Raw genomic sequence first — 22981 nt, forward strand, 5'->3', positions numbered from 1 at the left:
CCATCACACGAGCGACAGGAGATCGCCATCATGGCACTCGGCTGGAAGAAACCGCCGCCGCCCGACGACCCGCGGCTGCGCGGGCACGAGACCACCTACCGCGCCTCGCGCGGCGGCTGGGTGAAGACGACCACAACGCCCACTCCGGGCGCACCAAAGGGGGACCAGCGATGATCGAGACCGGCCACGCCACCCGAGCAGGCACCATCGCCCCCAGCGCAGACGCCGCCATCGTCCACGTCCAGGCAGACGGCACCCTTGCCGCAGCCGTAGTCGACGGCATCGGTCACAGCCCGCACATAGCCGACGTCGCCCGCATTCTCGCCGCCGTTGCCGCCCGGACCGCCGCCCGCAGGGGATGCCTCGCCGGACTCCTCGCCGCCACAGAACTGGTGGCCGATCCCGGTGCCGGCGCCGAGCCCGAGCCGGACGCCGTCGCCGTCGTCGCCGTGACCAAACCGGGAGACGACCGCATCAGCACCGCCTGGGTCGGAGACTGCCGCGCGTACGCCCTGGAAGATGGAAAGCTCCAGCACCTGACCATCGACCACAACCTCGCCACGCAACTGGAGATGTGCGGATACGCGGGGGAAGTTGTCCGCCGTGCCGGGCAGTGGGTGCGGACCTCGGTGGCGACGGCGGCGGTCGCCACCGTGGCCGAGGCATGGACGACCGCGGACCTGGTGCTGCTCACTTCCGACGGAGTGCACGACCAGATGCCGCACCACACCCTGAAGGCCCTCGCCCTGGAGCACCAGGGGGACCCGCAGGCCCTAGCTCAGGCTCTCGTCAGGGCTGCCGAAACCGGGACTGACGGCGTACGCGACGACGCCACAGCGGTGGTCATCCGTCGCACCCGGCAGGACTGATCCCACACGCAACACCAGCCCCACCATTCGACATCAGCCGACTCCCGCCCACCGCGCGGGTGTAGGCGTAGTAATCCCCCGCCCGGGGATCCGCGACCGAAGGAGAAACGCATGCCCGTCAACGAGGAGCACTACCAGGAGTGCCCCCAGCACTCCGACCCGACCGCACCGCTCTGCTACTGCGAGGGGGACGGCGCGGCGTACTTCGAGGAGCCGCCGGACATGGCCGACCGGGAGAACGGCGTCTTCCGTCCCTGGCGGGGCCACGGGGAGTAGCCGGTCGCGAGGAGGGCCCCGCCGTCGGGTGGACGGCGGGGCCCTCGCGCGCTTACTGCCCCTGGCCGCCGTAGGTGATACGGAGGCTGGGAATCCGACGGGCGACGCGGGCGACGACGGCACGATGCCACGACGCCGGCATACCCGACCACAGCACGGGGACAGTCTCGTCGTCCCGGTAGGTCTCCACGCTGGGGGTGTCGCTTCCACTGAGCTGGTAGGCGAGGGCATCGACGGCCCCGTCGGTGTACGCGGCGAGACGGATGATCGCGTCGCGCATGTCGTCCGGGACCGGGCGGGTCCCGTCCTCCCAGTTGGCGACGGACCTCCGACTGCATTCCAGGTGCATGCTCAGTGCATCTTGAGTGAAGCCCACGGCTTCACGCGTGATACGGAACTCGGCCGCCGACATAGCGGCTGACGTGGGAATTGGGGTGGTCATACTCCCCCTTCTGGAGAGTCGAGTGTGTCCCGACCACCTCAGAGTACGTGCACGATTTGTGCACGTGAATGGGAGATTCGGCCATCCTGGAAGCAGGATTCAGCCGCACCGGAGAAGTGCTGGCACTCGGCTGCAAGGAGGAGCGCGCCCGCTACCCCTCAGCCGGTCCCGGGAGTCCGCCTGTACCTGCGGGTTGGGGGCCGCGTTGGGCGGGTTCGGGTCACAGAGTGGTGAACAGCCCTCCACGGGACGTTCACACCCCACGATGATGCGGGCACGCACGCCCGAGTCCTGGGGGGACCATGAGCAACACCACGCCACCACCAGTGCCCGACTTCCAGCCGCCCCCGCCAGCGCCCCCGAAGTCCCGCACCAACCTCGTCATCATCGGGTCGGCTGCCGCCGTCATCATCGCGATCGTCGCTACCGGCGCCGTGGTGGTGAACTCCCGCGACGACGGAGGCGCCGAGCCGACAGTGGCCAAGGCGACCAACACTGAGGCCAGCAGCGTCGAGCCGAGCGCGGAGCCTTCACCGCCCGCCGAGCCGCTGAAACTGGGGGACACCGCCGACATCACCACCGACATCACGTTCAGCGCTGCCGCCCTCTCCTACAAGGACAAGAGCATCAAAGGCATCCCCGACTTCCTGAGCGCGGGGCAGAAGTGGGCGGCGCTGGAGGTGAAGGTCTGCAACACCGGCTCGGCGCCGTTCGAGACGTCGACGTACACGTGGTCACTCGCCTACGCGGACGGAGCACGGGTGGAATCGGCCGGGATGAACGCGGGCGAGTTGCCGCAGCCGGTGTACCCGATGGACGCAAAGGTCGGTGCGGACGACTGCGTGCGGGGGCATATCGCGTTCCAGGTGCCGGAGGAGGGGCGTCCGGAGCGGGTGCTGTACTCGCCGGCCGGGTTGGATGAGCCGGTGGAGTGGCAGGTCGGGAAGTAGTCGCGAGCAGGCGAATGGCCCCGTCCCGGGTGTGGGGCGGGGCCATCGTCATGCGGCGGGCTACGCGTCGAGCGCGCGCCGGATCGCTGCGGCCTGAGCCACGTCCCCGTGTTCCGCGAACCAGTCGCGGAGCTGCTCCATGCCTGCTCGGTCGAGGGCGATCGTCGGGGCGCCGCCTTCGGTCGTGACGTGCGCGTCGATACCGAGGCGGGCGAGCAGCGCGCGCAACGCCTCGCGGTCCTGTACCCCTCTTGCGGGGGTGTAGAGCTTGGGCACGCTCACGGTGTGGGCTCCTCGCCTGGGCGGTCCGGCTCGGCGTACACCTCATCGTGCGTCAGCAGGCCCATCTCCAGGCCCGCGTGCATGACCGCATAGTCCTTCGCCCCGTCAGCCGTGGACCCGGCGAGCTGCTCCAGCTTCGCCCGCTGCTGCCCATCAGCCCTGGACCGGGCCGACTCGGCGAACCCTGCGGCTTCCTCCTCGGTCACTGGCCGGTCGGCCACTCCCGGGATCTTGAAGCCCTGCCGGATGCCCGCATCCACGATCAGGTAGTCCAAGTCCCGTGCGTGGAGGTGCGGGTACTCCGCCCGGATCTCCTCCACCCACTCCGGGTGCCGCTCCTCGGCACGGGCCGCCAGATCCCGGACACGCTCGTAGGGCAGCACCGCGACCTGAGGCGAGACGGCCGGTACGGCCTTCGGCTCGGCGTGGTCATCCCGCTTGGCGGATACGACAGCAGGCTGAGGGGCCGACAGCGACGCTGCCGCCTCGGCCAGGAGTCGCTCGCGCGCCTTCTGCGTGCGCGCCTGATAGGCGGGGTCGGCCACGATCCCCTTTTCGCGCGCCAGCTTGCGCACGTAGGCCGGCGTCCAGTCGGCGCGGCGCGCGATGTCGACGGGTTCGGCACCCGGTTGCCGCAGGGCGTCAAGGACCAGGTCCGTGAGTTCTCCGCGCGACTTCTTGGCCCGGTCGCTGTCGCGTTTGTATCGGGCGGCTGCGGCTGCGATGGAGTCTGGGGTCTCGTCGGTCATGCGCTCAGGCTAGCGCTGGAGGGTGGCGCTGCAAAGTAGCGCAGATTTCCAGCGCTACCTAGTTGCGCACCTCATCAGCGCTCCCTATATTGAATACCGAGAAGCGCAACCAAGTAGCGCTCAAGGCGAGGGGGATCAAGATGAGGCACACCAAGAACGAGACCACCATCCAAACCCTCACCCGCCTCATCACGGCCGCCGACCGCCAGCACCCCGTCTCGATCACCGCGATGAAGGAAGAGAAGGACGAGACCGGCAAGAAGACCGGCCGCCTCGTCAAGACCACCAGGACGATCGAGGTCTACGACTTCTACGTCAGCCACGCAGGCCACATCCTCATCAAGGCCATGGACCGGGAGAGCGGCGAACGCCGCGAGTTCCGCCTTGACCGGCTGCTCTCCTACTCCATCCACAGGACCCGCTACCTGGTCCCGCGCCCCGCCGCCGAGGAGGCCCGCCGCCCGGCCCATGGGCTCGCCACCGTCATCGTGCTGTACCCGGTCGACTGCCCGATCGCCGCCCGCGTCGCACTCCTCGCCGACGCACTTGCCGCCTAGGGAGGCGCCAATGCTCACCTACCCGCACACCGACGGCCAGCACGTCACCTACCACGGCACCATCACCAGCCTCCACGGCGGCACCTACCGCGCCTGGATCTGCCGCTGCCGCCGCGCGCACGCCGTGGACCAGCCCCGGTTCACCCTCACGCGGCCCGGCTCCCCGAAGATCGTCGCCAACTGCGTCCGGCCGACGTCCCTCAACCCCGCCTGACCCCCGCTGTACCCTCAACCTGCCGCCACCGAAGGGAACCCGCCGTGGCTGAACTCGCCCACCGCCCGCAGCAGACAGGCCCGACCATCTGGGTCCTCTCCACGGGCGAAGACCATGAAGGCGGCGCGGTCCTCGGCGTCTACGCCACCAAGGAGGCCGCCAAGGGGCCGTTCGTCGAGGCGGCCCGGCGCATCCCGTTCGACCTCGACCAGGCATGGCAGGACGAGCAGTCCGGTGCCGTCCATGCGCATGGCGGCTGCGACTGGGTATCCCTGGAGCCGCACCCGCTGATCGGTAGCCCCCAGCTCACCTGAACCCCTGCATGGCCGAAGCCCCCTCCGACGCACCAGCGGAGGGGGCTCCACCCTGCCCGCAGGGTTCCGGAAGCGTCACCAAACAGTCACACACCCACCAAACCCCAACCGCACACGGCACCCTGGCCCCCCGCCCACACGCCAGGAGCCGCCATGCGCCACACCACCAGACGCCCCATGTACCCACGACCCTGGCAACGATGGGCCTGGGCCGCACTCCCCGCCGTCAGTCTCACCGCGCTCACCTTCATCCCCTTCATCGTCGCCTGGCGCCGGCGCGTCGTGGAATGGCCAACCGTCGCCGTCTACACCCTCATCAGCGTCACCCTCATCGCAGCCGCCGAACTCGACCTGGACATCCACGCCTGGGGTGCCACCTGGCGGGAGATCCTCCGATATGCCATGTGGGCCTACCTGATCACCGGCGTCGCTCACCTCGCCCTCCTCGACCGGCCACGCCCCAAGCGGGCCAGCCTCAAGGCGTAGCGATCCAGGGCCCGTTCATTGTCCTCTCGCTCAGAAGCGCGGGCTCTTCTGCGTACGCCTCGTCGCACTCACACGTTCTGATCACAGGATCATCACACTCCCTACGCGACTCCCACTCAACCCCCTACGCTCCAGGCTCACGCAACCCGCACCAGCCAGGGGGAAATATGGCCAAAGGTAAGATCATCGGCGGAATCATCGTCGGACTCGTCGTCATCGGCGGATGCAACGCCGCCATGAACGGCAGCGACAGCGGCGGGACCAAGACGAGCACCGACCGTGCCAAACCCGCTGCCAGCGACGCCGCCCAGGACGGCAACAAGGAAGCCGACAGCGCGGCGGTCGAGGACACGAAGACGCAGGCCGAAGAGTTCACCGACTGCGTCAATGAGAACGGCACCCCCACGGAGAAGGACGCCGTCAAGCACGTCACCAAAGTGACAGGGACCGACAAGCAAAACGACATCCTCGACAGCGCTGAGGTCTACACCGACTTCACGGGCGGCCTCATGGGCCCCAGCACGGGCGACGGCAAGCTGATCGCGACCGCCTTCACGTCGTGCTACGAGTCCGAGAACGGGCTCGTCACGGTGTACGGGGAAGACGGCGACATGCTCGCCAACGCTCAGTTCTGAACCGCGCCTCACCCGAACGTAGGGGGCCTGGAGTGTGGCGTGCTCCAGGCCCTTTGGCTTTCTCTGCCGTCGTCGACTCTGTCAGTCAGCGCAGCGTTACGCGCGCCTGGTGCCGGGTAGTGCCGTAGCTGTAGCGGCCTCCGTGTGCAGATAGCTCCATCATCACCCCACTCGGATGGTGGATCTAAACTCCATACTGGATCTAGCCTTCGAATTGAAGGTAGGGACTGGCAGGAGGCATCCACCATGACCAACCGAGACCGCGGCGCACCCCACCCGGGCCGCAACCGGCAAGGTGAGTTCACCCGCACCCTCGACACTGCCGGACGAGACGCCGACGCCTGCCGCCTCCGTGCCCAGGGCTACACGTACCAGCAGATCGCAGATGAACTCGACTTCAGCAACAAAGGTGACGCCCACCACGCCGTCAGCCGCGCCCTGCGTGAGGTCGTCCGTGAGCCCGCCGAGGAACTCCTCAAGATCGAACTTGACCGGCTCGACGCTCAACTCGTCCGTCTCAAGGGTCTGGAGGTCGAGGCCCGTCGGGTCCTTGATGCCCCGCATATCGTCGTCAGCAACGGCCACGTCATCCACCACCCCGACACGGACCTGCCGATGGAAGACGATGCCCCGATCCTCCAGGCCATCGACCGTCTCGTGAAGATCGAAGACGCCCGGAACCGGAACGCCGAACGCCGCGCCAAATTGACCGGAGTCGAAGCTGCGGTCAAGGTCGAGGCCACCGTCCATGAGGTCACCCAGCAGGACCTCGAACTCCAAGAGCTGATCCGCGACGCCCGAGCCCGAGTCGCCACCCAGGAGCAGGCACTCAAGAACGGCACCGAGACCAGCGGCACATGACCGCCGCCCCGCCGGAGTCGTATCTCGAAGGGCTCGACGCCGAGTCCTTCGATCTCGCCGCCCACCTCGCCCAGCTCGACGGCCAACTCCTCGCCGACCCCGAAGGCCGGCGCATCCTCACCCGGCTCGACCCGCTGCTGTTCGCCCTCACCTATCTGCGCCACCACCTCAAAGACGCCGAAGGGAAGATCACGTTCGGTGACGCGCACCTCGACTGGTGCCGCGCCGGTCGGCGCTGGGTTCGGCCGCCCACCACACCGGCGGAACAGCGGGACGCCTACATCGCGCCTCGCAACACGGGCAAGTCGACATGGTGGTTCCTGATCCTGCCTCTCTGGGCAGCAGCCCACGGCCACGTGAAGTTCGCCGCTGCGTTCGCCGCATCCGCCACGCAGGCCGAGACGCACCTCGCCACCTTCAAGCGGGAGATCGATAACAACACGCTGCTGCGCCGTGACTTCCCCAATTTGTGCACCCCGGCAAAGCGGCCCTCCGGGGCGAGCGTCGCGGACACCCAGAACATGTACGTCGCCAAGGGCGGCTTCGTGTTCGCCGCCCGCGGCATCGACTCCAGCTCTCTCGGGATGAAGGTGGAGCAGAAGCGTCCGGATCTGCTGCTGTGCGATGACATCGAGCCGGATGAGAGCAGCTACTCGGCGGAACTGGCGGCGAAGCGGCGTACCACGCTGGTGGATGCCATCTTCCCGCTGAACGTCTACGCGAGGGTGGTGATCTGCGGGACCGTCACCATGCCGGGCAGCATCATCCACCAGCTGGTGAAGGCGGCCAAGGGTGTTCAGGCGGAGGACTGGGTCCGGGAGGAAGGGATCCGTGCGCACCACAGTCTGCCGATCGTGGAGCGCCCGGACGGTACGGAACGGTCGATGTGGCCTGGGAAGTGGCCGATCGGGTATCTGCTGGAGATCCGCCATACGCGGTCGTACGCGAAGAACATGGCGAACGATCCGCTGGCGGCGGACGGTGCGCTGTGGACGCCGGACGACTTCCGGTACGGCGTCGACTCGATCACGCACATGATGCTATCCATCGACCCGGCCACCACCGCGAAGAAGGCGAGCGACTGCACCGGCGTGGGAGTCGTGTCGTGGTCGGTACGGGATCAGAGGTGTGTCGTGCACGCGGCGATGGAACTGAAGGTCCGGCCGGGGCCGGAACTCCGCGAGCGCGTCCTCGCCCTGCTCGACGAGTTCCCCCGCATTGGGTTGATCCTGATCGAGGTCAACCAGGGCGGCGACACCTGGGAGGCGATCCTCCACGACATGCCGGTGAAGGTGAAGACGGTCCACCAGAACGAACCGAAGTTCGTGCGTGCAGAGGGCTTGCTCGGTCTGTATCAGCGGGGCCGGGTGCTGCATGCGCGGAAACTGCCGGAGCTGGAGCAGCAGATGTGCACGTTCCCGAAGGGGCCGAACGACGACATGGTCGACGCGGTGGGGAGCGCGATCCGGAGGTTCATTCCGGTGGTGAGGAAGCAGGCTCCACCGTCTGCGAGCCGCGCGAGCTACGTCTAGTCCTGTGATTCGCAGGCTGTGAAGGGGATGGTAGGCGATACCCGTACATCCAGAGACCGTCTATCCTTCGATTTAAAGGTCAAGGGTGGAGGTCGCATTGGAAGACGAGACGCGTGCCGACCTCATGCTCGGAATCGAAGAACTGAAGAAGTCCCGGTCCGGATACGACCAGGCGCAGACCTACTACGACGGCAAGGTCCCCGAAGTCTTCACCAGCGTCCGCCTCCGCCGCGCCCTCGCCGCGCACGACATCGACTTCGACCTCAACTTCGCCAAGACCCCGGTCAACGCGGTCACGAACCGTCTCAAGGTCGCCTCGATCACCAGCCCCGACAAAACCACCAGCGATCTCATCGCGAAGGTCTGGCAGGACAACCAGCTCAACCTCGAACTCCCCGACCTGCTCCGGCGGGCGGGCGAGTACGGAGACGCCTATCTCATGGTCCTGCCCGTCGAGGACGAGCACGACAACGTCCTGCGGGTCGAGATGTTCTACAACTCCCCGCAGACCGTCCGGGTGATCTACGACCAAGAGAACCCTCGCCGCAAGGCATTCACGATCAAACGCTGGCGCGACGGGCCCTACTGGCGGGCCGAACTGCTCTATGACGACCGTACCGAGCGCTGGACCACCGGCAAGAACTCCACCGGCGAGAAGCCCGCCGACTGGACACACTGGCTGGCCGACGACGAGGACCCCGAGTCGTGGCTGCTCGACCACGACTGGGGCGAGCAGCCCGCCTTTCACTTCCGCACCGACCGCCCCTATGGCACGCCCGAGCACTACGGCGCGTACGGCCCGCAGAACGCCATCACCAAATTGCAGGCCACCCACATGGGCACGGTCGACTACCAGGGCGCCCCTCAGCGGTACGCGCTCACCGAGACAGCGACCACCGACACGTCCGACCTGGAGCCCGGCGACTTCGACGATGACGACTGGCCGAAGGACGAACGCGGCACCGGCCCGTCCGATACCGGCGCCGACAGCAGCCTCAAAGCGGGCCCCGGGGAGATGTGGCTACTGCGCGGCTACCGGGAGGTCGGCCAGTTCGACGCCGCGAACCCGGACGTGTTCCTCGACCCGATCCAGTTCAACGTCCGTGCGATGGCACAGATCACCGACACGCCGCTGCGCATGTTCGACCCGCAGTCCTCCAGCCAACGCTCCGGCGAGTCGTACCGTGAGGAGGACGGCCCGTTCATCAGCAAGGTCGAGAACCGGCAGACCTCCTACGGCGCCTCCCTCCACGCCGCGTTCGTGTTCGCGCTACGCCTCCTCGGTGTAACCGATCCGGTCGTCACCGTCGACTGGGTTCCCGCCCGCTCCGTGTCCTCCGCCGAAGGCTGGCAGACCGTCAAGGCGAAGATCGAAGCCGGAGTGCCCCGCCGCCAAGCCCTCATGGAGGCCGGCTACCGGGCCGAGCAGGTCGACGCCTGGCTCTCCGGTACCGACGATGCCGAACTCCAGCGCCGCGTCGACGTCCTTGCCTCCCTCGCTGATTCCGCGCAGAAGCTCGGCGCCGCGGCGGCCCTCGGCGTCATCACGGGCGATCAGGTCGCCGCGCTCATGTCCGGGGCGATCGATGACCTGGAGGCACTCGCGCAGGTGCAGGAGGGGGGCTGATGCCGTACTCCAGTGACGACCTCACGCGCCTCGTCCAGGTCGACCAGACCGACGAGGTCACCGATATGGAGAACCAGATCGCCGACCTCGCCCTGGGCGGCAGCGACCGGGCGTTCGAGGACCTGATCCGTCGCACCCTCGCCGCGTGGACCGGCGCCTACGGCGGCCCCAACCGGTCGGCGCTGCCAGGTGACGCGCTGCGTCGGATCCTCGCCGCGGCACGTACCGCCGTCAGCCGCCTCCTCGACGCGCTCGCGAGCCGCGCGCCTGCCGTCCTCGCTGACGGTCTCGGGCCAGCGGTGGCGATGGGCGTGAAGCAGGGCACCGCGTTCGTGCGGGCAGCTTCCGGGCTCCGACGCCGGGGACCGCGGGTACCGGCCGTCAGCTGGGTCCTGCGTAATGAGGCCCGCCGCATCAGCGACATGGTGGTCGTGCGCCGCGACCGTTCTGTGTACCTGCTGCACCCGGACCGGGTATCTCGCTGGTCGCATCTGCTGGCCGGGCTCGGCGCCGCCCGCTCGGCCCTGTCCGCGATCCGCGCGCACATCTCCTGGGTCATCAACACCGCGGTGCATGAGGGTCTGGATGCGGTCGTGCGGGCGACGGCACCGCTCCGGGTGTGGGTGTCGGAGGCCGACGCGTGCGTGCGCTGCCTCGCCTACACCGGCCGCACCACTGTGTCGGGCGAGCCGTTCCCGGGGGGTCTGTCGTGGGACCCCCGCCAGCGCCGCACCCGCGCTGCGCCCGTGGACGGGCCACCCCTGCACGGGTACTGCCGCTGCCGCACCGTCCCCTGGGACGACACCTGGACCACGAGCGGGATCCCGTTCCCGGAGGCGCTGCGGCGTGAAGCCGAGCGATCCATCGGCTACGGAGTCGCCCGGCCGTCCGAGTCCCGCGCTGTCCGGGTACGCGCTGCCCGCGAGCTGCTGCGCACCGTCGATGACCTGCTGCCCGCAGTCGAGAGCACCGCCCGTACCGCAGTCCGATCCGGCCGCTTCCCGGCCGCCGCATGACCACGGTCGCCCGCCGATGGGCCACCGCCAACCCCGCGATGGGAGAACACCACATGGGCATCCACACCATCCCCCGCCGGGCCACCGGCATCAGCGTGCCGCCCGGCACCGTCCTCGGCCACCGTGCCGACGGCCGGCCAATCCACGTCATCGCCGGCGGCGCCGAGGACGACGAGCCGGACATCGTCGTCGAGGACGATCCGGAGCCCGACCCGGCAGACGACCCCGAGGCGGAGCCTGAGCCTGAGGACAGTCCGAAGCCGAAGCCGCCGACGAAGAAGGGCGACGAGCCGGAGGCGTACAAGCCGCCATCCGAGGCGGAGTGGCGGCGGACGCAGGTTGCGCTGAAGAAGGCCAACGACGACGGAAAGCGGCACCGGCTCCGGAACAAGGAGCTGGAGGACGCCGCCCGCGTCAACGAGACCGATCACGAGAAGGCCCTCCGCGAGGCCCGCGAGGAGGGCGAGAAGCGGTTCCGGGAGCCGATGAAGAAGGCCGGGGTCCGAGCAGCGCTGGCCGAGGCCGGTTTTGCGAGCCCGGACCGGCTGATGAAGCTTGTCGACTGGGATGCGGTGTCCGTCGACGACGACGGGGATCTCGTCGGCGTGGAGGCGGAGGTGGATCGGGTGAAGAACGAGTACCCGGAGCTGCTGCCGCAGGACAGGCCGAAGCCGAAGGCGCGTCCGACAGGTGCGCCGAAGCCGGCGGCTGTCGAGAGGGCCAAGAGTACGGCGGAGATCCACGCGGCCCGAATCCTCGGCAAGTCTTGACTTTGAAGGTATAGTCGGCATTCACCCTGCGATTCCAAGGTCATTGGAATGGTGGGCTGGTAGGTGGGACACCCGCGACGGGAGCCCTGCCTCCACTGCGAAGGCGCCCGTGATGGGGCCCGAGTGCGTCAGTTCGGTTCCCCATCCGGTCTCCTCAACAGAGGGGGGTGTGCCTCTTGTTCGTATGCGATGACATGATCGCCGGAACGTACCAAGTTCGAACTTCCGCAGTTCTGACCAGGCGTTACGTGCCACGCTGGGGCATGGACCTCTCTCAGCGTGTATGCAAGCGCGGCCACGTCGGCAAGTACGTACAGGCTCCCGGCAACCGACCCAAGTGCGTCGAATGCCGCCGAGCCAACGCCTGTGACCGCTACGCCAAGAACCCCGAGCTTCACATCGCCCGGACTCAGGACTACTGGCGCCGCAACCCCGAAGTGCGCAACCGGATCTCCCATGAGCGCAACCCCGAGGTCGGCAAGGCATACCGTGCGCAGAACAAGGATCGCCAAGCGCTCGCGTACCGCAAGTACTACGAGGCGAACAAGTTCGCTGTCATGCAGCGGGCCCGCCTCCGCAAAGCGTTCTATGCAGCAGGAGACCTGACGCAGGAGCAGTGGAACGTCGTTGTCGACCGCTACGGCAAGCAGTGCCTTGCCTGCGCGTCGCAGGAAGCCTTGTCGCTCGACCATGTGATCCCGCTTTCGCGGGGTGGCCAGCACACGGAGGACAACGTCCAGCCCCTCTGCCTGACCTGCAACAAGCGGAAGTTCACCAAGGTCATCGACTTCCGCCCTGACAGGGCGTCTCCCACTGGAGGGCAGTAGCCATCGCTCGGAATACGCTTGAGGCATGGATTCCCGAGGAGTGGGAGACCTCCAGGGTCATCCAGTCCATCCTCCAGGTCTCCGCCGTCGAAGACCTCTCCTCGCCGATCACCATGACCTCCGACACCAAGCACGTCCCGCGTACCGCCGGGATGGGCGTCGACGTCGTCGACAAGGGCGGCGCCTACGGCGAGGACACCAGCCTCAACGACGAAGTCCTCCTCACCGCGAAGAAGCTCGGCAAGGCCGTCCGCATCGCGGAAGAGGACATCGACGACTCCGTCGCCGACATCATCAACGCCAAGATGATGGGCTGGGGCAAGTCGTACGCGAAGTTCCTCGACAACGCCTGCCTCGCCGTCACGGCGGCCCCCGGCACCGGCGTGCCGTTCACCTCGCTGTACAGCCTGCTCCACACCACGGACAACACCCTCGGCTACACCGCCGACACCAACATCACCGTCGCCGCGACCGCAGGCGCTCCCACCTACGACGAGTTCTCCGGCGCGATGGGCCTGGTGGAGGTCGGCGACTACTTCGACCCGGCGTCCACCTACGCGATCGCCAGCCCCGCGTTCCGGAAGTCGCTGCGCGGCGTGAAGGACCTCCAGGGCGAGCCGATCTTCGTCAAGGGCACGGCCGGAACCCCTGACACGATCTTCAACGTGCCGATCCGCTGGTCCCTCGGAGCCCGCACCTCCCCGACCGCCAGCGCCGCACCGGGCGGACGGCCGATCATGGCGTTCGTCAACCCCGAACTCATGCTCCTCGGACGCCGGTCCGGCCCCGAGAGCGTGTTCATCGATGGCCGCGACGGCCTGTCCGCCCTCACCGACGAGTCGATCCTCAAGATGCGCGCCCGCCGCGGCTGGGCCTACGGCCACCCGGCCGGCGGATCCATCCTCGTCGGCTGACACCCCCTAGACCCCGTACCGCCCGATGGCTCCGGGCGGTACGGCGGCCAGCAGGGAGGTGAGCCATGGCAGCGAGCAAGACCAGCGCACGGGCGAAGCAGTTCCCCGCGAAGGCGGGCGAGCCCGAGACCGAGGTGGAGGAGCGCTCCACGGACGGCTCGGACGGCATGAGCTTCGTGAAACAGTTCGCCGTCGGTGGGACGTGGACCGGCGGGGACGCTGCGCACGAGGCCAACGCTGCGGCGGTCGCCAGCGAGGCGATCCAGCGCGGCCTTCACCCGCGCGGCAGCGTGTCCTTCGACGGCGCAACCGACCACGACGACGGCGTCTCCACAGTCCTCACCTACTCCGTGGAGACCGTGCCCGCATCCATCGACCACACCCCGCAGGACACGGCTACGCCCCACGACGTGATCAAGGGCGAGGGCTGACATGGTCAACGCCTGGGCCACCGCGCAGCAGGTCATCGACGCCACTGGCGTTTCGGTGACCGATGCGCAGCTTGCCCAGGCGCAGTCGGACATCGAGATCTTCAGCGGCAGGGTCTACGAGGACACCCCGCGGATCCGGCAGCGGGATCTCTACTGGCTGGGCCGGGCCGTCGCCCGACAGGCAGCGTGGGCGGCGGGTCAGTTCGGTCTGGAGACGCGGCTGGATGCCACGCAGATCCAGCAGGACCAGGTGTCGTCCACGCTGACGGGCGACGGCCTGGTCCTCGCTCCCATGGCCGCCAGGGCGCTGAAGCGTGTGTCGTGGATGCGGTCCCGGACGGTGCACATCCGGTCCGCGATCGAGGGCTCCGGCCCTCTGGTCGGAAATCCGCTGTCGGATGCGTCGGACGATTCGCTCGTGTGGGCCCCGCACACAGGGGGGCCATGATGCAGGCCATCGCCACCACCACGATCAGCGTCCTGCGTGGCGCGACCACAGATGCCTATGCCGACGAGCAGGACACCGACACCGTCGTACGGACCGGCATCCCCGCCTCACTGACAGAGCAGTCCCGTCGGGTCACAACTCGCGACAATCCGACCCCCCGCATCGTCCGCTATGCCGTAGCCCGGGTGGCTGCCGGCACGGATATCCGGGATCAGGACCGAGTGCGCGACGAGCGCACCGGCGCGGTCTACATCGTCGATGCTCCTTCCTCAATGGCGAACCCCGCATTCGCCGTCGACCTGCGGCTCGACCTCCGACGCACCACCTGACCAAGTTGCGCACCTGCGCGAATTGGTCCTGAACAGGGGCTACATCCCGGGGAGACCGGGTGGCCCGCAGTACGACCACCTTCGGAGAGGAGGCGGCCATGGCGTCATCCGGTATCCGGATGGACCCGTCCGCGCGACAGCATGTCGACGCGGCGATCAGCGACTGGCTCGGCGACGTCATCGGCCCGGCCATCCTCGACGACGCCCGCGACTACGTGCCCAAGCGGACCAGCCGACTGCACGACTCCCTGCGCGCCGAGGTCCAGGGCAAAGTCCTGCGCGTAGGCTCCCTGGACTGCAACTACGCCACCGACGTCGAACTCGGCACACCGGCCCACGTCATCCTGCCCAGCAACAAGAAGGCCCTGTACTGGCCGGGCGCGGATCACCCGGTCGCGCGCGTCAACCACCCGGGCACCGACCCCCAGCCCTACTTGCGGCCCGCCCTCTTCCAGCGGAGGACGGCATGACGACTCCGGTCCTGCGGGCCACTCCCGAACTCGTCGCCACTGCCTGGCTGAAGACGATCGTCGGCGACCGCGTAGCGACCACCCTGCCCAAGGACGCTGCTTCCTGGACCGAGAACGGCTTCGTCACCCTGGTCGTGGTCGGCGGTACCCCGAATTTGTACGTTCCGCTGCGTGAACCTGCCCTCGGCGTGGACTGCTGGGCGTTCAACCAACAGTCCCAGAAGCCGCCATGGAACAAGGCAGCCGTTCTCGCGGAGGCGATCCAAGCAGCCTGCTACGACCATCCGGCGATCCCGCAGACCGTCGCGCTCCCGACTGGCTACCCGGCGGCCCGGGTGCTCTCCGCCTATACGACGGGCGAGCACAGGCGGGTCCCGGACGACCCGTCCTCGTACGCCCGCTACTCGATCCCCGGGCTGGTCATCGCCTGGACGGAGGTGCCGTCATGAGCCGCATGTGGGCGATCCAGGAGGACACCCCGCACGGGCAGCTCCTCTCCTACGGCGGCAAGACGCTGATCCACAACAGCCGCGCCGAGCTGGAGTTCCTGCTGACCGGCCCGGTCCGGATCGTGCCCTGCCCGCCGAGCCTGCGCCCCGAGGACTGCCTGGAGATCCGCTTCCACCCGCGTTACTCGCACCACCAGTTCCCGCTTGTGAGAGAGGCCTACCGATGACCCGCAAGGTCCGAACCACCATGCAGCCCGACAAGGAGATCGAGGTCGGCGACGCCGAGTATCTCGACCTGAAGCGGCAGGGTCTCCTCATTGAGGAGAGCGTGCCGCCCCCGTCCGCGGCCCTGACCACATCCGCGAAGAAGCCCGGCACCGGCGCGGCCGGGAACAAGGAGAGCTGACCCATGGCCGTCACCACGACCAATCTGATCCAGGGCCCCGGAACCCTCTACACCGGCGCTTTCGGCGCCACGGAGCCCCTCGACACCGCCGTCAACACCACGCCGGCCGCGTCTGCGTGGACGGACCTCGGCGGCACCCAGGACGGCGCCAAGCTCAGCGTCGATCAGACGTACTCGGAGCTGGAGGTCGACCAGATCACCCTCCGCGTCGGCAGCAGGCTGACCAAGCAGGACTTCACGATCGAGACCTCGTTGGCGGAGCCGACGCTGGAGAACCTGTCGCTGACCCTCAACGGCGGCACCTCGGCGTCCGGGGCGGGCTGGAAGTCATTCGACCCGAACGTGACGTCGAGCGCGACGCAGCCGAACTACTTCGCGATCGTCCTCGACGGCTACGCGCCCGGCCAGTTCCGCCGCCGGATCATCGGCCGCCGGATGCTCAACACCGACTCGGTCGAGCTGTCGTACACGAAGGACAAGCAGACCCTGATCCCCATGAAGCTGGCGGGCCACTACGTCAGCAGCACGATCAACCCGTTCCACATCGTCGACCAGCTCAGCTAGGCCGACGCCCGGATCCTGTCCGTAGCGAGGAGCACGACCCATGGCATCCACCACACGCACCCGCCAGGCCACCGCCGCCGCCCGCAAGCGAACCGCCGCCAAGACCCCCGATGGCGGTGCCGACGTCGGCTTCGAACCCATCCGCATCGCCGCCGACGACGAGGTCGTCGAGGAGCGCGTCCCGCTCTTCTACATCGGCGACACCGAGTACACGATCCCCAAGAACATCCCCAAGGGCGTCGCCCTCCAGTACCTGCGGCAAGCCGGGGAGCGGGGCCACGAACTCGCGACCGCGCCCCTGCTGATCCGCGTGCTCGGCGAGGACGCGTACGAGGCACTGGAACAGTCCAAGGGCCTCACGGATGAGCAGCTCGAATCGATCGTCGACATCATCGTCGGACAAGCCCTCGGCAGGCAGGAAGGAGACAAGGGAAAAGCCCGCCGTGGCTGACACCGCTCCGCGACGCGATCGTCGAACTGCGGTGGCTGGAGGCGATCGAGGAACGGACCGGGCAGGTCATATGGGTCCTTGACCACGAGGATGACATCGACGCCGACTTCCTCGCGATCTACGGCATCGACCTTGAGCAAGCCGATGTGAGTGCCCGCCGCTACTTCGCACTTGCCTACCGGCTTCCTGCCTACCAGGGCGTGATGGCCGCCAGGCAGGAAGAGGAACGAGAAGACCGCCAGCCTGCACGGGCTACGAGCAACACCCCAACCCGCACGCACGACGCGCCGCAAGGACGCGCCGCCAGCGAGACCACCGAGGTCTCACTGACCCAGTTCCGGGCGCAGTTCCCCGGGCTAGTGAGCGTGGCAGAGGGAGGGTAGGACGTGGCCGGAGCCTTCCGGATCGCGGAGGGATACGTCGAGGTCACCGCCGACGAGTCCGGCTACGACCGAGCCATCGACCGCCTGAAAGCGAAGAGGACCCAGGTACGGATCGGCGTAGATCTCGACGACAAGTCAGCCACGGCCAAGCTGAAGGCGCTGATCAAGCCCCTCACGGTCAAGCTCACCGCGGACCTGGACGACAAGGCCGCCACCACTGCCCTGCGGCGTCTGACCAGAGACCGAACGGTCAGGCTCACGGCCGATCTCGATAGCACAGCCGCAGCGGGGGCACTGGCCAGCCTCACTCGCGACCGCACCGCCAGGATCACCGCCCACGTCGACAGCGCCGCCGCCAGTGCTCAACTCCACTTCGCAGACCGCACGGTCAACATCCTTGTCGACCTTGAGGAAGCCGCCCGCCGTCTCGCAGAAGCCCAGCTTGACGCGCTGACCCGCGACCGCACCGTGCGGGTCTTCGCCGACCTCGACACCCGAACTGCTGCCGACGACCTCGCACTGCTCACCCGGCAACGTACCGCCCGTATCACGGCCGATGCCGACACCCGCATCGCAGCGGACGACCTCGCACTCCTGACGCGGCCCCGCACGGTCAACGTCCGCGTCGATGTCGACGGCTCCGCCCTCCGAGTTCTGTCCGGGCTCGGCGGGGCGGCCGGATCGGCCGGAATGCTGTCCATGCGCCTGCTCGCGCTCGCCGCTGCCGCACTCTCGGCGCTACCGACCGTGGCCGCGCTCGGCTCCAGCATCGCGCAGATGGGGCCCGCCGCTGCCGTCGCGGTGCCCCTTCTCGGCGGTCTCGTTACCGCGGTGGCCACCCTCGCGGTCGGCCTGTCGGGGGTGGGAGCCGCGTTCAAGGCGGCCGGCCAGTCGTCCGGGCAGTCCGGCGCATCAGCGGTCGCGGCGGCCCGCGCGGTCGCGGAGGCGCAGATCAACGTCGCGCGGGCGTCCCGGTCGCTGAAGGAGGCGCAGCAGGACGCGGCGCGGGCCATCTCCGACGCCCAGAAGCGGGTGAAGGCCGCCGCCGAGGACGTCCGTGACGCCGAAGTACAGGCCGCGGCAGACCGGCAGGCCGCGCTGCGCCGGGTCGCCGACGCGGAACGTGATCTCACCGACGCCATCCAGGACGCCCGTCAGGCACAGGAGGATCTGACCGACGCGCGGAAGGAGGCCGCGGAGCAGCTCGAGGACCTGAACTCCCGGCTGGCAAATGCAGAGCTGGACCAGCGGCAGGCCGTCCTCGATGTCGCCGAGGCGGAGAAGGCTCTTGCGGCGGTCAAGGCCAAGGGTGCCAAGGCCACCGCCGAGGAGCTGGCTGAAGCGCAGCTCCAGTACGACAGGTCCGTCCAGCGGCTGAAGGACCAGCAGACCGAGACTGAGCGGCTGCGGGAGGACACGGCGGCGGCGAACGCGGCGGGTGTCGAGGGCTCCGAGACGGTCGTCAGCGCGCAGCAGAAGGTCGCGGACGCCCAGCGCAATGTCGGTGACCGGGCCAGGGATGCGCAGGATGCGCAGGCGGAGGCGGCGCAGACCGCTAAGGACGGCGCCGAGGCGGTTCGGGACGCGCAGGAGCGGCTCGCGGAGGCGCAGCAGGGTGTGGCGGACGCGCAGGTCCAGGCGGCCCGGCAGGTCCGCAGCGCTCAGGAGTCCCTCGCCGATGCCCATCGTGCTGTGGCGGCAGCCCAGGAGCAGGGCGTAGAGCAGACCGACAAGTACGCCGAGGCCATGGCGAAGCTGTCGCCGAACGCGCAGTCATTCGTCACCGCGGTCCGGGCGATGGGGCCCGCGTTCTCGTCGCTGAAGATGGACGTGCAGGACCGGCTGTTCCGAGGGCTGGACGACTCGGTCACCCGGCTGGGCACGGCGGCGCTGCCCGCAGTACGGGTCGGGCTGGGCGGCATGGCCGACAACCTCAACGGCATGGCCCGCGGCCTGATGGACACCTTCACGCGGCTGGCTGACCAGGGCCTGCTGACGCGGATGTTCCAGGGTTTCAACGACGGGTTCGCTCCGTTGCAGAAGATCCCGGGCCAGTTGGGGCAGGCGTTCGTCGAGTTGTCGATCGCCGCGTCTCCGGCGTTCCAGCGGATCACGGAGGCGATGGCCGGGGAGTCCGACAAGATCTCCCAAAAGCTGACGGACGCCTTCGAGGACGGCCGCCTGGAGAAGGCGATCGACAACGGCGTCGAGATAGCGAAACGGTTCGGCCGGGTCATCGCCGACGCGTTCGGGGCGCTGAAGAACATTTTCGGCGCGGCCTCTGCGGGCGGCGGGGACGCTCTGTCGACGCTGGGGGGCGCGTTCGCGGAGCTGCGCCGGGTGACGGGGCTGCCGGAGATGCAGGACGCGCTGGCCCGGATCTTCGGGGCGTTCAGTTCGATCGCGTCGCTGGTGACGGGCGTGGTGGGTGCGGCGCTTGCTGGGCTGGTGCCGATCATGGCGCCATGGGCGGATGCGGTCGCCGGGGTCGCGGACTTGGTGAAGGGCCCGCTGATGGGGTTCTTCACGTGGATCGGCGAACACTCCACGCTCGTGGGTTCATTCGCCACGGGGGTGCTGGCGATCGTGCTGGCGATGAAGGCGTGGGCGCTCGCCACGGGAGCGGTCACGCTGATGCACGGATTCCTGACGACGGCTGTCGGCACGCTGGCTGCGGCGTGGGCGGCGAGCCCGGTGGGCGTTATCACCCTGATCGTGCTGGGCCTGGCTGCCGCGTTTGCCTATGCCTGGACGGAGTCGGAGACATTCCGGGACGTCGTGAAGGGCGTCTGGGAAGGGGTGAAGGACTTCTTCGCCGGGACGTGGGAGTGGATTCAGACCTACATCATCGACCCGTTCCAGCGCCTGTACGACAAGCTCGTTGGGAACAGCATCATCCCGGACCTGGTCAACGCGATCATCGGCTGGTTCCAATCGCTGTGGACGCGGACGAAGGAGCTGTTCATCGGCCTGAGGAACTGGATCATCGACCTGTGGAACGGGCTGTGGACCCGCGTCCGCGATCGGTGGAACAGCTTCTGGAACGGCCTTAAAGCCGCTATCTCGGGCGCCTGGACGAGCTTCAAGAACAGCGTCTCCGGGCTGCGCACGTCGATCACGAACACATGGAACGGGCTGTGGAACGGCGCCCGCGACAAGGTCTCCTCGATCTTCACCACGATCCGAGGCAGGATCGGCGACTTCGCCTCCGCGATGAGGACCGCCTTCAGCAATCTCAAGAACGCGCTCGGCACCATCTGGGACGGCATCAAGTCCAAGATCAGCGCCCCGGTGAAGTACGTCGTCAACACGGTCTACAACAACGGCATCCGCACGATGTGGAACAGCATCGCCGGAAAGATCTCCTCCAAGATCACCTTGCCGACCATCTCGCTCGGCTTCAACAAGGGCGGCGTCGTCCCCGGCACCGGCAACAGCGACACCGTCCCCGCCATGCTCACCCCCGGCGAACGCATCCTCTCCACCGCCCAGGTCGCCCAGCTCGGCGGACAACGCGGCATCGACGCCATGCTCGGCAAGGACAAGCCCACCAAGACCGGCGGCGACCCCTCCCGGACCGAGGAGAAGCGCCGCTACCAAGGGCCCACCCAGCGGTTCGCTGAAGGAGGGATCGTCGGCTCCGTCACCTCCGCCATCGGAGGCGCAGTCAGCAGCGTCAAGGACTGGGCCAAGGACGTCGTCGTCGGCGGACTCAAGGCCGCAGCACAGAAGGCGATCTCCTCAATGGTCCGGCCGCTCATCAACTCCACTCCCGGCGGCGGCGTCGGCACCCTGATGAAGGACATGTCGAACAAGGCCCTCGATGGGATGCTCGGCTTCCTCGGGAACGAGGACAAGAAGGCCGCCGGTGGTCCCGCCGTGCAGAAGGCCCTGTCGTGGGTGCGTACGCAGAACGGGCTGCCCTATCAGTGGGGCGGCAACGGGAACCCCAGCTGGGACTGCTCGGGTCTGGTCAGCGCGGTCGAGTCCGTGATCCGAGGGGAGAAGCCGCACCGCCGGTGGGCGACTGGCAGCTTCGTCGGGAACAGTGGCCCGGCGGGATGGGTTCGGAATCTGAACTCCCCGTTCATGATCGGGGTCACGCACGCGGACGTTGGCCACACGGCGGGCACGCTGGCAGGCGTCAACGTGGAGTCGCGCGGCGGGGACGGTGTGATCGTCGGCAAGGGCGCCCGCTCCTACAAGGACAGCTTGTTCACCAGCCGGTGGGGCTTCGCGCCCGCGGCGAAGTACGACTCCGGCGGGCTTCTCCAGCCCGGCGCGACGATGGCGATCAATGCCACCGGTCGCCCGGAGCGGGTCCTCACGCCGGAGCAGAACGCCGTCTTCGAGCAGCTCGTCAGCGGCATCGGCGCGGGCGGCAGCGTGACCATCGAGAACATCACCGTCTCCGGCAGCTTCGACTTCTCCAGCCCGGCCGACCGGCGCGCCGCGGCGCAGGCGCTGGTTGCGGAGATGAAAGAAGCGATCCGGCTCTACGACAAGGCGAGGGCCCGCTGATGGCGCTGTACGGATGGGGTGATGTCCAGCTCGGGCGGATCCCGCTGCGGGAGACGTTCACTGTCTCCGAGTCCGGCGGCGACGGCCGGTCGCTGGACCTGGACGGGCAGGAGTCCTACCCGCCGCTGAGCCGCGCCGAGGTCATCGCGCGCCACGACGGGATCAACGCACTCATCGCTGGCCAGTGCATTCCTGTCACATTCACGGACAAGCCGGAGCGCAGCGGCTACTACACGGTCAAGTCGTCGGGGGCCACGTACACGGAGCAGCGCACGGACGTCGTCACCTCCACCTGGAAGGTCTCCCTGGACCGCGTCGGCTCCGATGCCGAAACCGACCTCCAGTCCCGCCTCACGGGCGCGGTGCGATTGAACGACTTCAGCCTGACCGGCGAGCGCTGGCACTCCCCGCCGATCGGCCACTACGGCTACTACACCGGCGCCACCAACGCGACCACCATGACCCGCACCGGAGCCGACGGAGCGATGACCGTCTACCGCGGTGTCCCCGCCGGCGTGTCCCCACGGTGGGGATGCGCACCCGCCGCGTACCTGACCGGCCGGGTCAAGGTGACGACATCCGGCGCGCAGGAGGTGTACGGCGTCGATGTGCCCTTGGCCGCGACCGGGTGGGCCCTGTCGAACGGCTTCGTCGACGTCACCCCCGGCGCGTCCGGGACGCTCGACGTGCAGGCGTACACGGATGGCGCCTGGCACTCGAAGTACTGGAACGTCTCCGTCGCCGGGAGCGCCTCAGCCATCACGACATGGGATGCGGCGACCCTGCTCCGCAACGATCCCGAGATGGCCATCCTCCGCCTGATCGGAAGCCAGAGCCCAGGCCGAACCACGCTCGACCTCACCCTGCGCCGCGGCTCCCGCACTGTCGAGGGCTACCTTCAGACCGGCACCGCGGCGGCCCTCGCCGTATACCGCAGCAGCCTGGAGACCAACACCAGCTTCGCCGCCTCCGGGTACGTAACCGCCACCGGCAACGACGGGGACGGCAACCGCTTCGTCGCCGGGTCCGCCCGCACGTTCACCGCGCACGCCAACGGCGGCCTGGCAAAGAACGCGGCCATCGCGCTGGACTTCTTCCTCGGCGTCTCTGCGGGCGGCGGCTCCGCAGTCTCCGGGGACGCCGCCACAGACCTGCGGAATCAGTACATCGCCTGCATGCCCGAAGCCGTCTACGGGGTGAGGAGGTAG

The 22981-nt window shown here is 68.4% G+C and carries 30 protein-coding genes; 27 read left to right on the forward strand and 3 right to left on the reverse strand.

Translation table 11 applies throughout. The features are described from left to right. The first annotated feature begins 30 nt into the window (after positions 1-30). The 3 genes from ABZX40_RS13470 (at position 31) to ABZX40_RS13480 (ending at position 1145) form a co-directional block, all read left to right on the forward strand. On the forward strand, positions 31-174 hold the full coding sequence (locus ABZX40_RS13470) for a hypothetical protein (RefSeq protein ID WP_355734886.1): 144 nt from the start codon (positions 31-33) through the stop codon (positions 172-174). Continuing rightward, a complete protein-coding gene (locus tag ABZX40_RS13475; RefSeq protein ID WP_355734889.1) occupies positions 171-869 on the forward strand; it encodes a SpoIIE family protein phosphatase in 699 nt (232 codons plus the stop codon). Before ABZX40_RS13470 ends, ABZX40_RS13475 begins: the two co-directional genes overlap by 4 nt. 111 nt (positions 870-980) lie before the next feature. Then, a complete protein-coding gene (locus tag ABZX40_RS13480; protein ID WP_355734892.1) occupies positions 981-1145 on the forward strand; it encodes a hypothetical protein in 165 nt (54 codons plus the stop codon). Between the two features lie 52 nt (positions 1146-1197). On the opposite strand, the gene ABZX40_RS13485 is transcribed toward ABZX40_RS13480, so the two are convergent. Then, complete coding sequence (locus ABZX40_RS13485) at positions 1198-1587, reverse strand: helix-turn-helix domain-containing protein (RefSeq protein WP_355734895.1); 390 nt, start codon at positions 1585-1587, stop codon at positions 1198-1200. Between the two features lie 302 nt (positions 1588-1889). Between ABZX40_RS13485 and ABZX40_RS13490 the strand changes: the two genes are divergently transcribed. After that, positions 1890-2537, forward strand: coding sequence for a DUF4352 domain-containing protein (locus ABZX40_RS13490; RefSeq protein WP_355734898.1), 648 nt, complete (start codon positions 1890-1892; stop codon positions 2535-2537). 60 nt (positions 2538-2597) lie between these two features. On the opposite strand, the gene ABZX40_RS13495 is transcribed toward ABZX40_RS13490, so the two are convergent. After that, positions 2598-2819 (reverse strand): hypothetical protein, encoded by a 222-nt coding sequence (locus ABZX40_RS13495; RefSeq protein WP_355734900.1) that lies wholly within the window; start codon positions 2817-2819, stop codon positions 2598-2600. Beyond that, positions 2816-3568 carry a hypothetical protein gene (locus tag ABZX40_RS13500; RefSeq protein WP_355734903.1) on the reverse strand — a complete coding sequence of 251 codons (753 nt, stop codon included), beginning with the start codon at positions 3566-3568 and terminating at the stop codon, positions 2816-2818. Before ABZX40_RS13500 ends, ABZX40_RS13495 begins: the two co-directional genes overlap by 4 nt. Positions 3569-3708: 140 nt before the next feature. Between ABZX40_RS13500 and ABZX40_RS13505 the strand changes: the two genes are divergently transcribed. From ABZX40_RS13505 to ABZX40_RS13615, 23 genes are all read left to right on the forward strand, one after another. Continuing rightward, positions 3709-4125, forward strand: coding sequence for a WYL domain-containing protein (locus tag ABZX40_RS13505; protein ID WP_355734906.1), 417 nt, complete (start codon positions 3709-3711; stop codon positions 4123-4125). A 10-nt stretch (positions 4126-4135) separates the two neighbouring features. Continuing rightward, positions 4136-4339: a hypothetical protein gene (locus ABZX40_RS13510; protein ID WP_355734909.1), complete on the forward strand. Its 204-nt coding sequence runs from the start codon at positions 4136-4138 to the stop codon at positions 4337-4339. Positions 4340-4383: 44 nt separating this feature from the next. After that, a complete protein-coding gene (locus ABZX40_RS13515) occupies positions 4384-4653 on the forward strand; it encodes a hypothetical protein (protein ID WP_355734912.1) in 270 nt (89 codons plus the stop codon). Between the two features lie 153 nt (positions 4654-4806). Beyond that, positions 4807-5139, forward strand: a complete 333-nt coding sequence (locus ABZX40_RS13520) for a hypothetical protein (RefSeq protein ID WP_355734915.1) — start codon at positions 4807-4809, stop codon at positions 5137-5139. 167 nt (positions 5140-5306) lie between these two features. Continuing rightward, positions 5307-5774 (forward strand): hypothetical protein, encoded by a 468-nt coding sequence (locus ABZX40_RS13525; RefSeq protein WP_355734918.1) that lies wholly within the window; start codon positions 5307-5309, stop codon positions 5772-5774. A 246-nt stretch (positions 5775-6020) separates the two neighbouring features. Further along, positions 6021-6635 carry a hypothetical protein gene (locus ABZX40_RS13530; RefSeq protein WP_355734921.1) on the forward strand — a complete coding sequence of 205 codons (615 nt, stop codon included), beginning with the start codon at positions 6021-6023 and terminating at the stop codon, positions 6633-6635. Further along, a complete protein-coding gene (locus tag ABZX40_RS13535) occupies positions 6632-8167 on the forward strand; it encodes a hypothetical protein (protein WP_355734923.1) in 1536 nt (511 codons plus the stop codon). Before ABZX40_RS13530 ends, ABZX40_RS13535 begins: the two co-directional genes overlap by 4 nt. Before the next feature lie 97 nt (positions 8168-8264). Next, positions 8265-9794, forward strand: a complete 1530-nt coding sequence (locus ABZX40_RS13540; protein ID WP_355734926.1) for a phage portal protein — start codon at positions 8265-8267, stop codon at positions 9792-9794. Further along, the gene (locus ABZX40_RS13545) at positions 9794-10810 is read left to right on the forward strand and encodes a hypothetical protein (RefSeq protein WP_355734929.1); all 1017 of its coding nucleotides are present in this window, start codon (positions 9794-9796) and stop codon (positions 10808-10810) included. The genes ABZX40_RS13540 and ABZX40_RS13545 overlap by 1 nt, the downstream gene beginning before the upstream one ends. A 53-nt stretch (positions 10811-10863) precedes the next feature. Next, a complete protein-coding gene (locus ABZX40_RS13550) occupies positions 10864-11580 on the forward strand; it encodes a hypothetical protein (protein ID WP_356162527.1) in 717 nt (238 codons plus the stop codon). A gap of 263 nt (positions 11581-11843) precedes the next feature. Next, entirely contained in the window at positions 11844-12407 is a 564-nt protein-coding gene (locus ABZX40_RS13555) for an HNH endonuclease (protein ID WP_355734935.1), read from the forward strand. A gap of 29 nt (positions 12408-12436) precedes the next feature. Beyond that, positions 12437-13321 carry a phage major capsid protein gene (locus ABZX40_RS13560; protein WP_355735326.1) on the forward strand — a complete coding sequence of 295 codons (885 nt, stop codon included), beginning with the start codon at positions 12437-12439 and terminating at the stop codon, positions 13319-13321. Between the two features lie 65 nt (positions 13322-13386). Next, positions 13387-13752: a hypothetical protein gene (locus tag ABZX40_RS13565; protein WP_355734938.1), complete on the forward strand. Its 366-nt coding sequence runs from the start codon at positions 13387-13389 to the stop codon at positions 13750-13752. A 1-nt stretch (position 13753) separates the two neighbouring features. Further along, positions 13754-14200 carry a hypothetical protein gene (locus tag ABZX40_RS13570; RefSeq protein ID WP_355734941.1) on the forward strand — a complete coding sequence of 149 codons (447 nt, stop codon included), beginning with the start codon at positions 13754-13756 and terminating at the stop codon, positions 14198-14200. Then, positions 14197-14529 (forward strand): hypothetical protein, encoded by a 333-nt coding sequence (locus ABZX40_RS13575; protein ID WP_355734944.1) that lies wholly within the window; start codon positions 14197-14199, stop codon positions 14527-14529. Before ABZX40_RS13570 ends, ABZX40_RS13575 begins: the two co-directional genes overlap by 4 nt. A 98-nt stretch (positions 14530-14627) precedes the next feature. Then, positions 14628-14999: a hypothetical protein gene (locus ABZX40_RS13580; protein ID WP_355734947.1), complete on the forward strand. Its 372-nt coding sequence runs from the start codon at positions 14628-14630 to the stop codon at positions 14997-14999. Beyond that, positions 14996-15448 (forward strand): hypothetical protein, encoded by a 453-nt coding sequence (locus ABZX40_RS13585; RefSeq protein ID WP_355734950.1) that lies wholly within the window; start codon positions 14996-14998, stop codon positions 15446-15448. Before ABZX40_RS13580 ends, ABZX40_RS13585 begins: the two co-directional genes overlap by 4 nt. Then, positions 15445-15675 carry a hypothetical protein gene (locus tag ABZX40_RS13590; RefSeq protein ID WP_355734953.1) on the forward strand — a complete coding sequence of 77 codons (231 nt, stop codon included), beginning with the start codon at positions 15445-15447 and terminating at the stop codon, positions 15673-15675. The genes ABZX40_RS13585 and ABZX40_RS13590 overlap by 4 nt, the downstream gene beginning before the upstream one ends. Then, the gene (locus ABZX40_RS13595) at positions 15672-15854 is read left to right on the forward strand and encodes a hypothetical protein (protein WP_355734956.1); all 183 of its coding nucleotides are present in this window, start codon (positions 15672-15674) and stop codon (positions 15852-15854) included. Before ABZX40_RS13590 ends, ABZX40_RS13595 begins: the two co-directional genes overlap by 4 nt. A gap of 3 nt (positions 15855-15857) precedes the next feature. After that, on the forward strand, positions 15858-16418 hold the full coding sequence (locus tag ABZX40_RS13600) for a hypothetical protein (protein ID WP_355734959.1): 561 nt from the start codon (positions 15858-15860) through the stop codon (positions 16416-16418). Between the two features lie 40 nt (positions 16419-16458). Further along, positions 16459-16869 carry a hypothetical protein gene (locus ABZX40_RS13605; RefSeq protein ID WP_355734962.1) on the forward strand — a complete coding sequence of 137 codons (411 nt, stop codon included), beginning with the start codon at positions 16459-16461 and terminating at the stop codon, positions 16867-16869. A 386-nt stretch (positions 16870-17255) separates the two neighbouring features. Further along, positions 17256-21773: a hypothetical protein gene (locus ABZX40_RS13610; RefSeq protein WP_355734964.1), complete on the forward strand. Its 4518-nt coding sequence runs from the start codon at positions 17256-17258 to the stop codon at positions 21771-21773. Next, the gene (locus ABZX40_RS13615; protein ID WP_355734967.1) at positions 21773-22981 is read left to right on the forward strand and encodes a hypothetical protein; all 1209 of its coding nucleotides are present in this window, start codon (positions 21773-21775) and stop codon (positions 22979-22981) included. The genes ABZX40_RS13610 and ABZX40_RS13615 overlap by 1 nt, the downstream gene beginning before the upstream one ends.

Origin of the sequence: Streptomyces sp. NPDC004610 (assembly GCF_040609715.1) — a bacterium.
GTDB lineage: Bacteria > Actinomycetota > Actinomycetes > Streptomycetales > Streptomycetaceae > Streptomyces.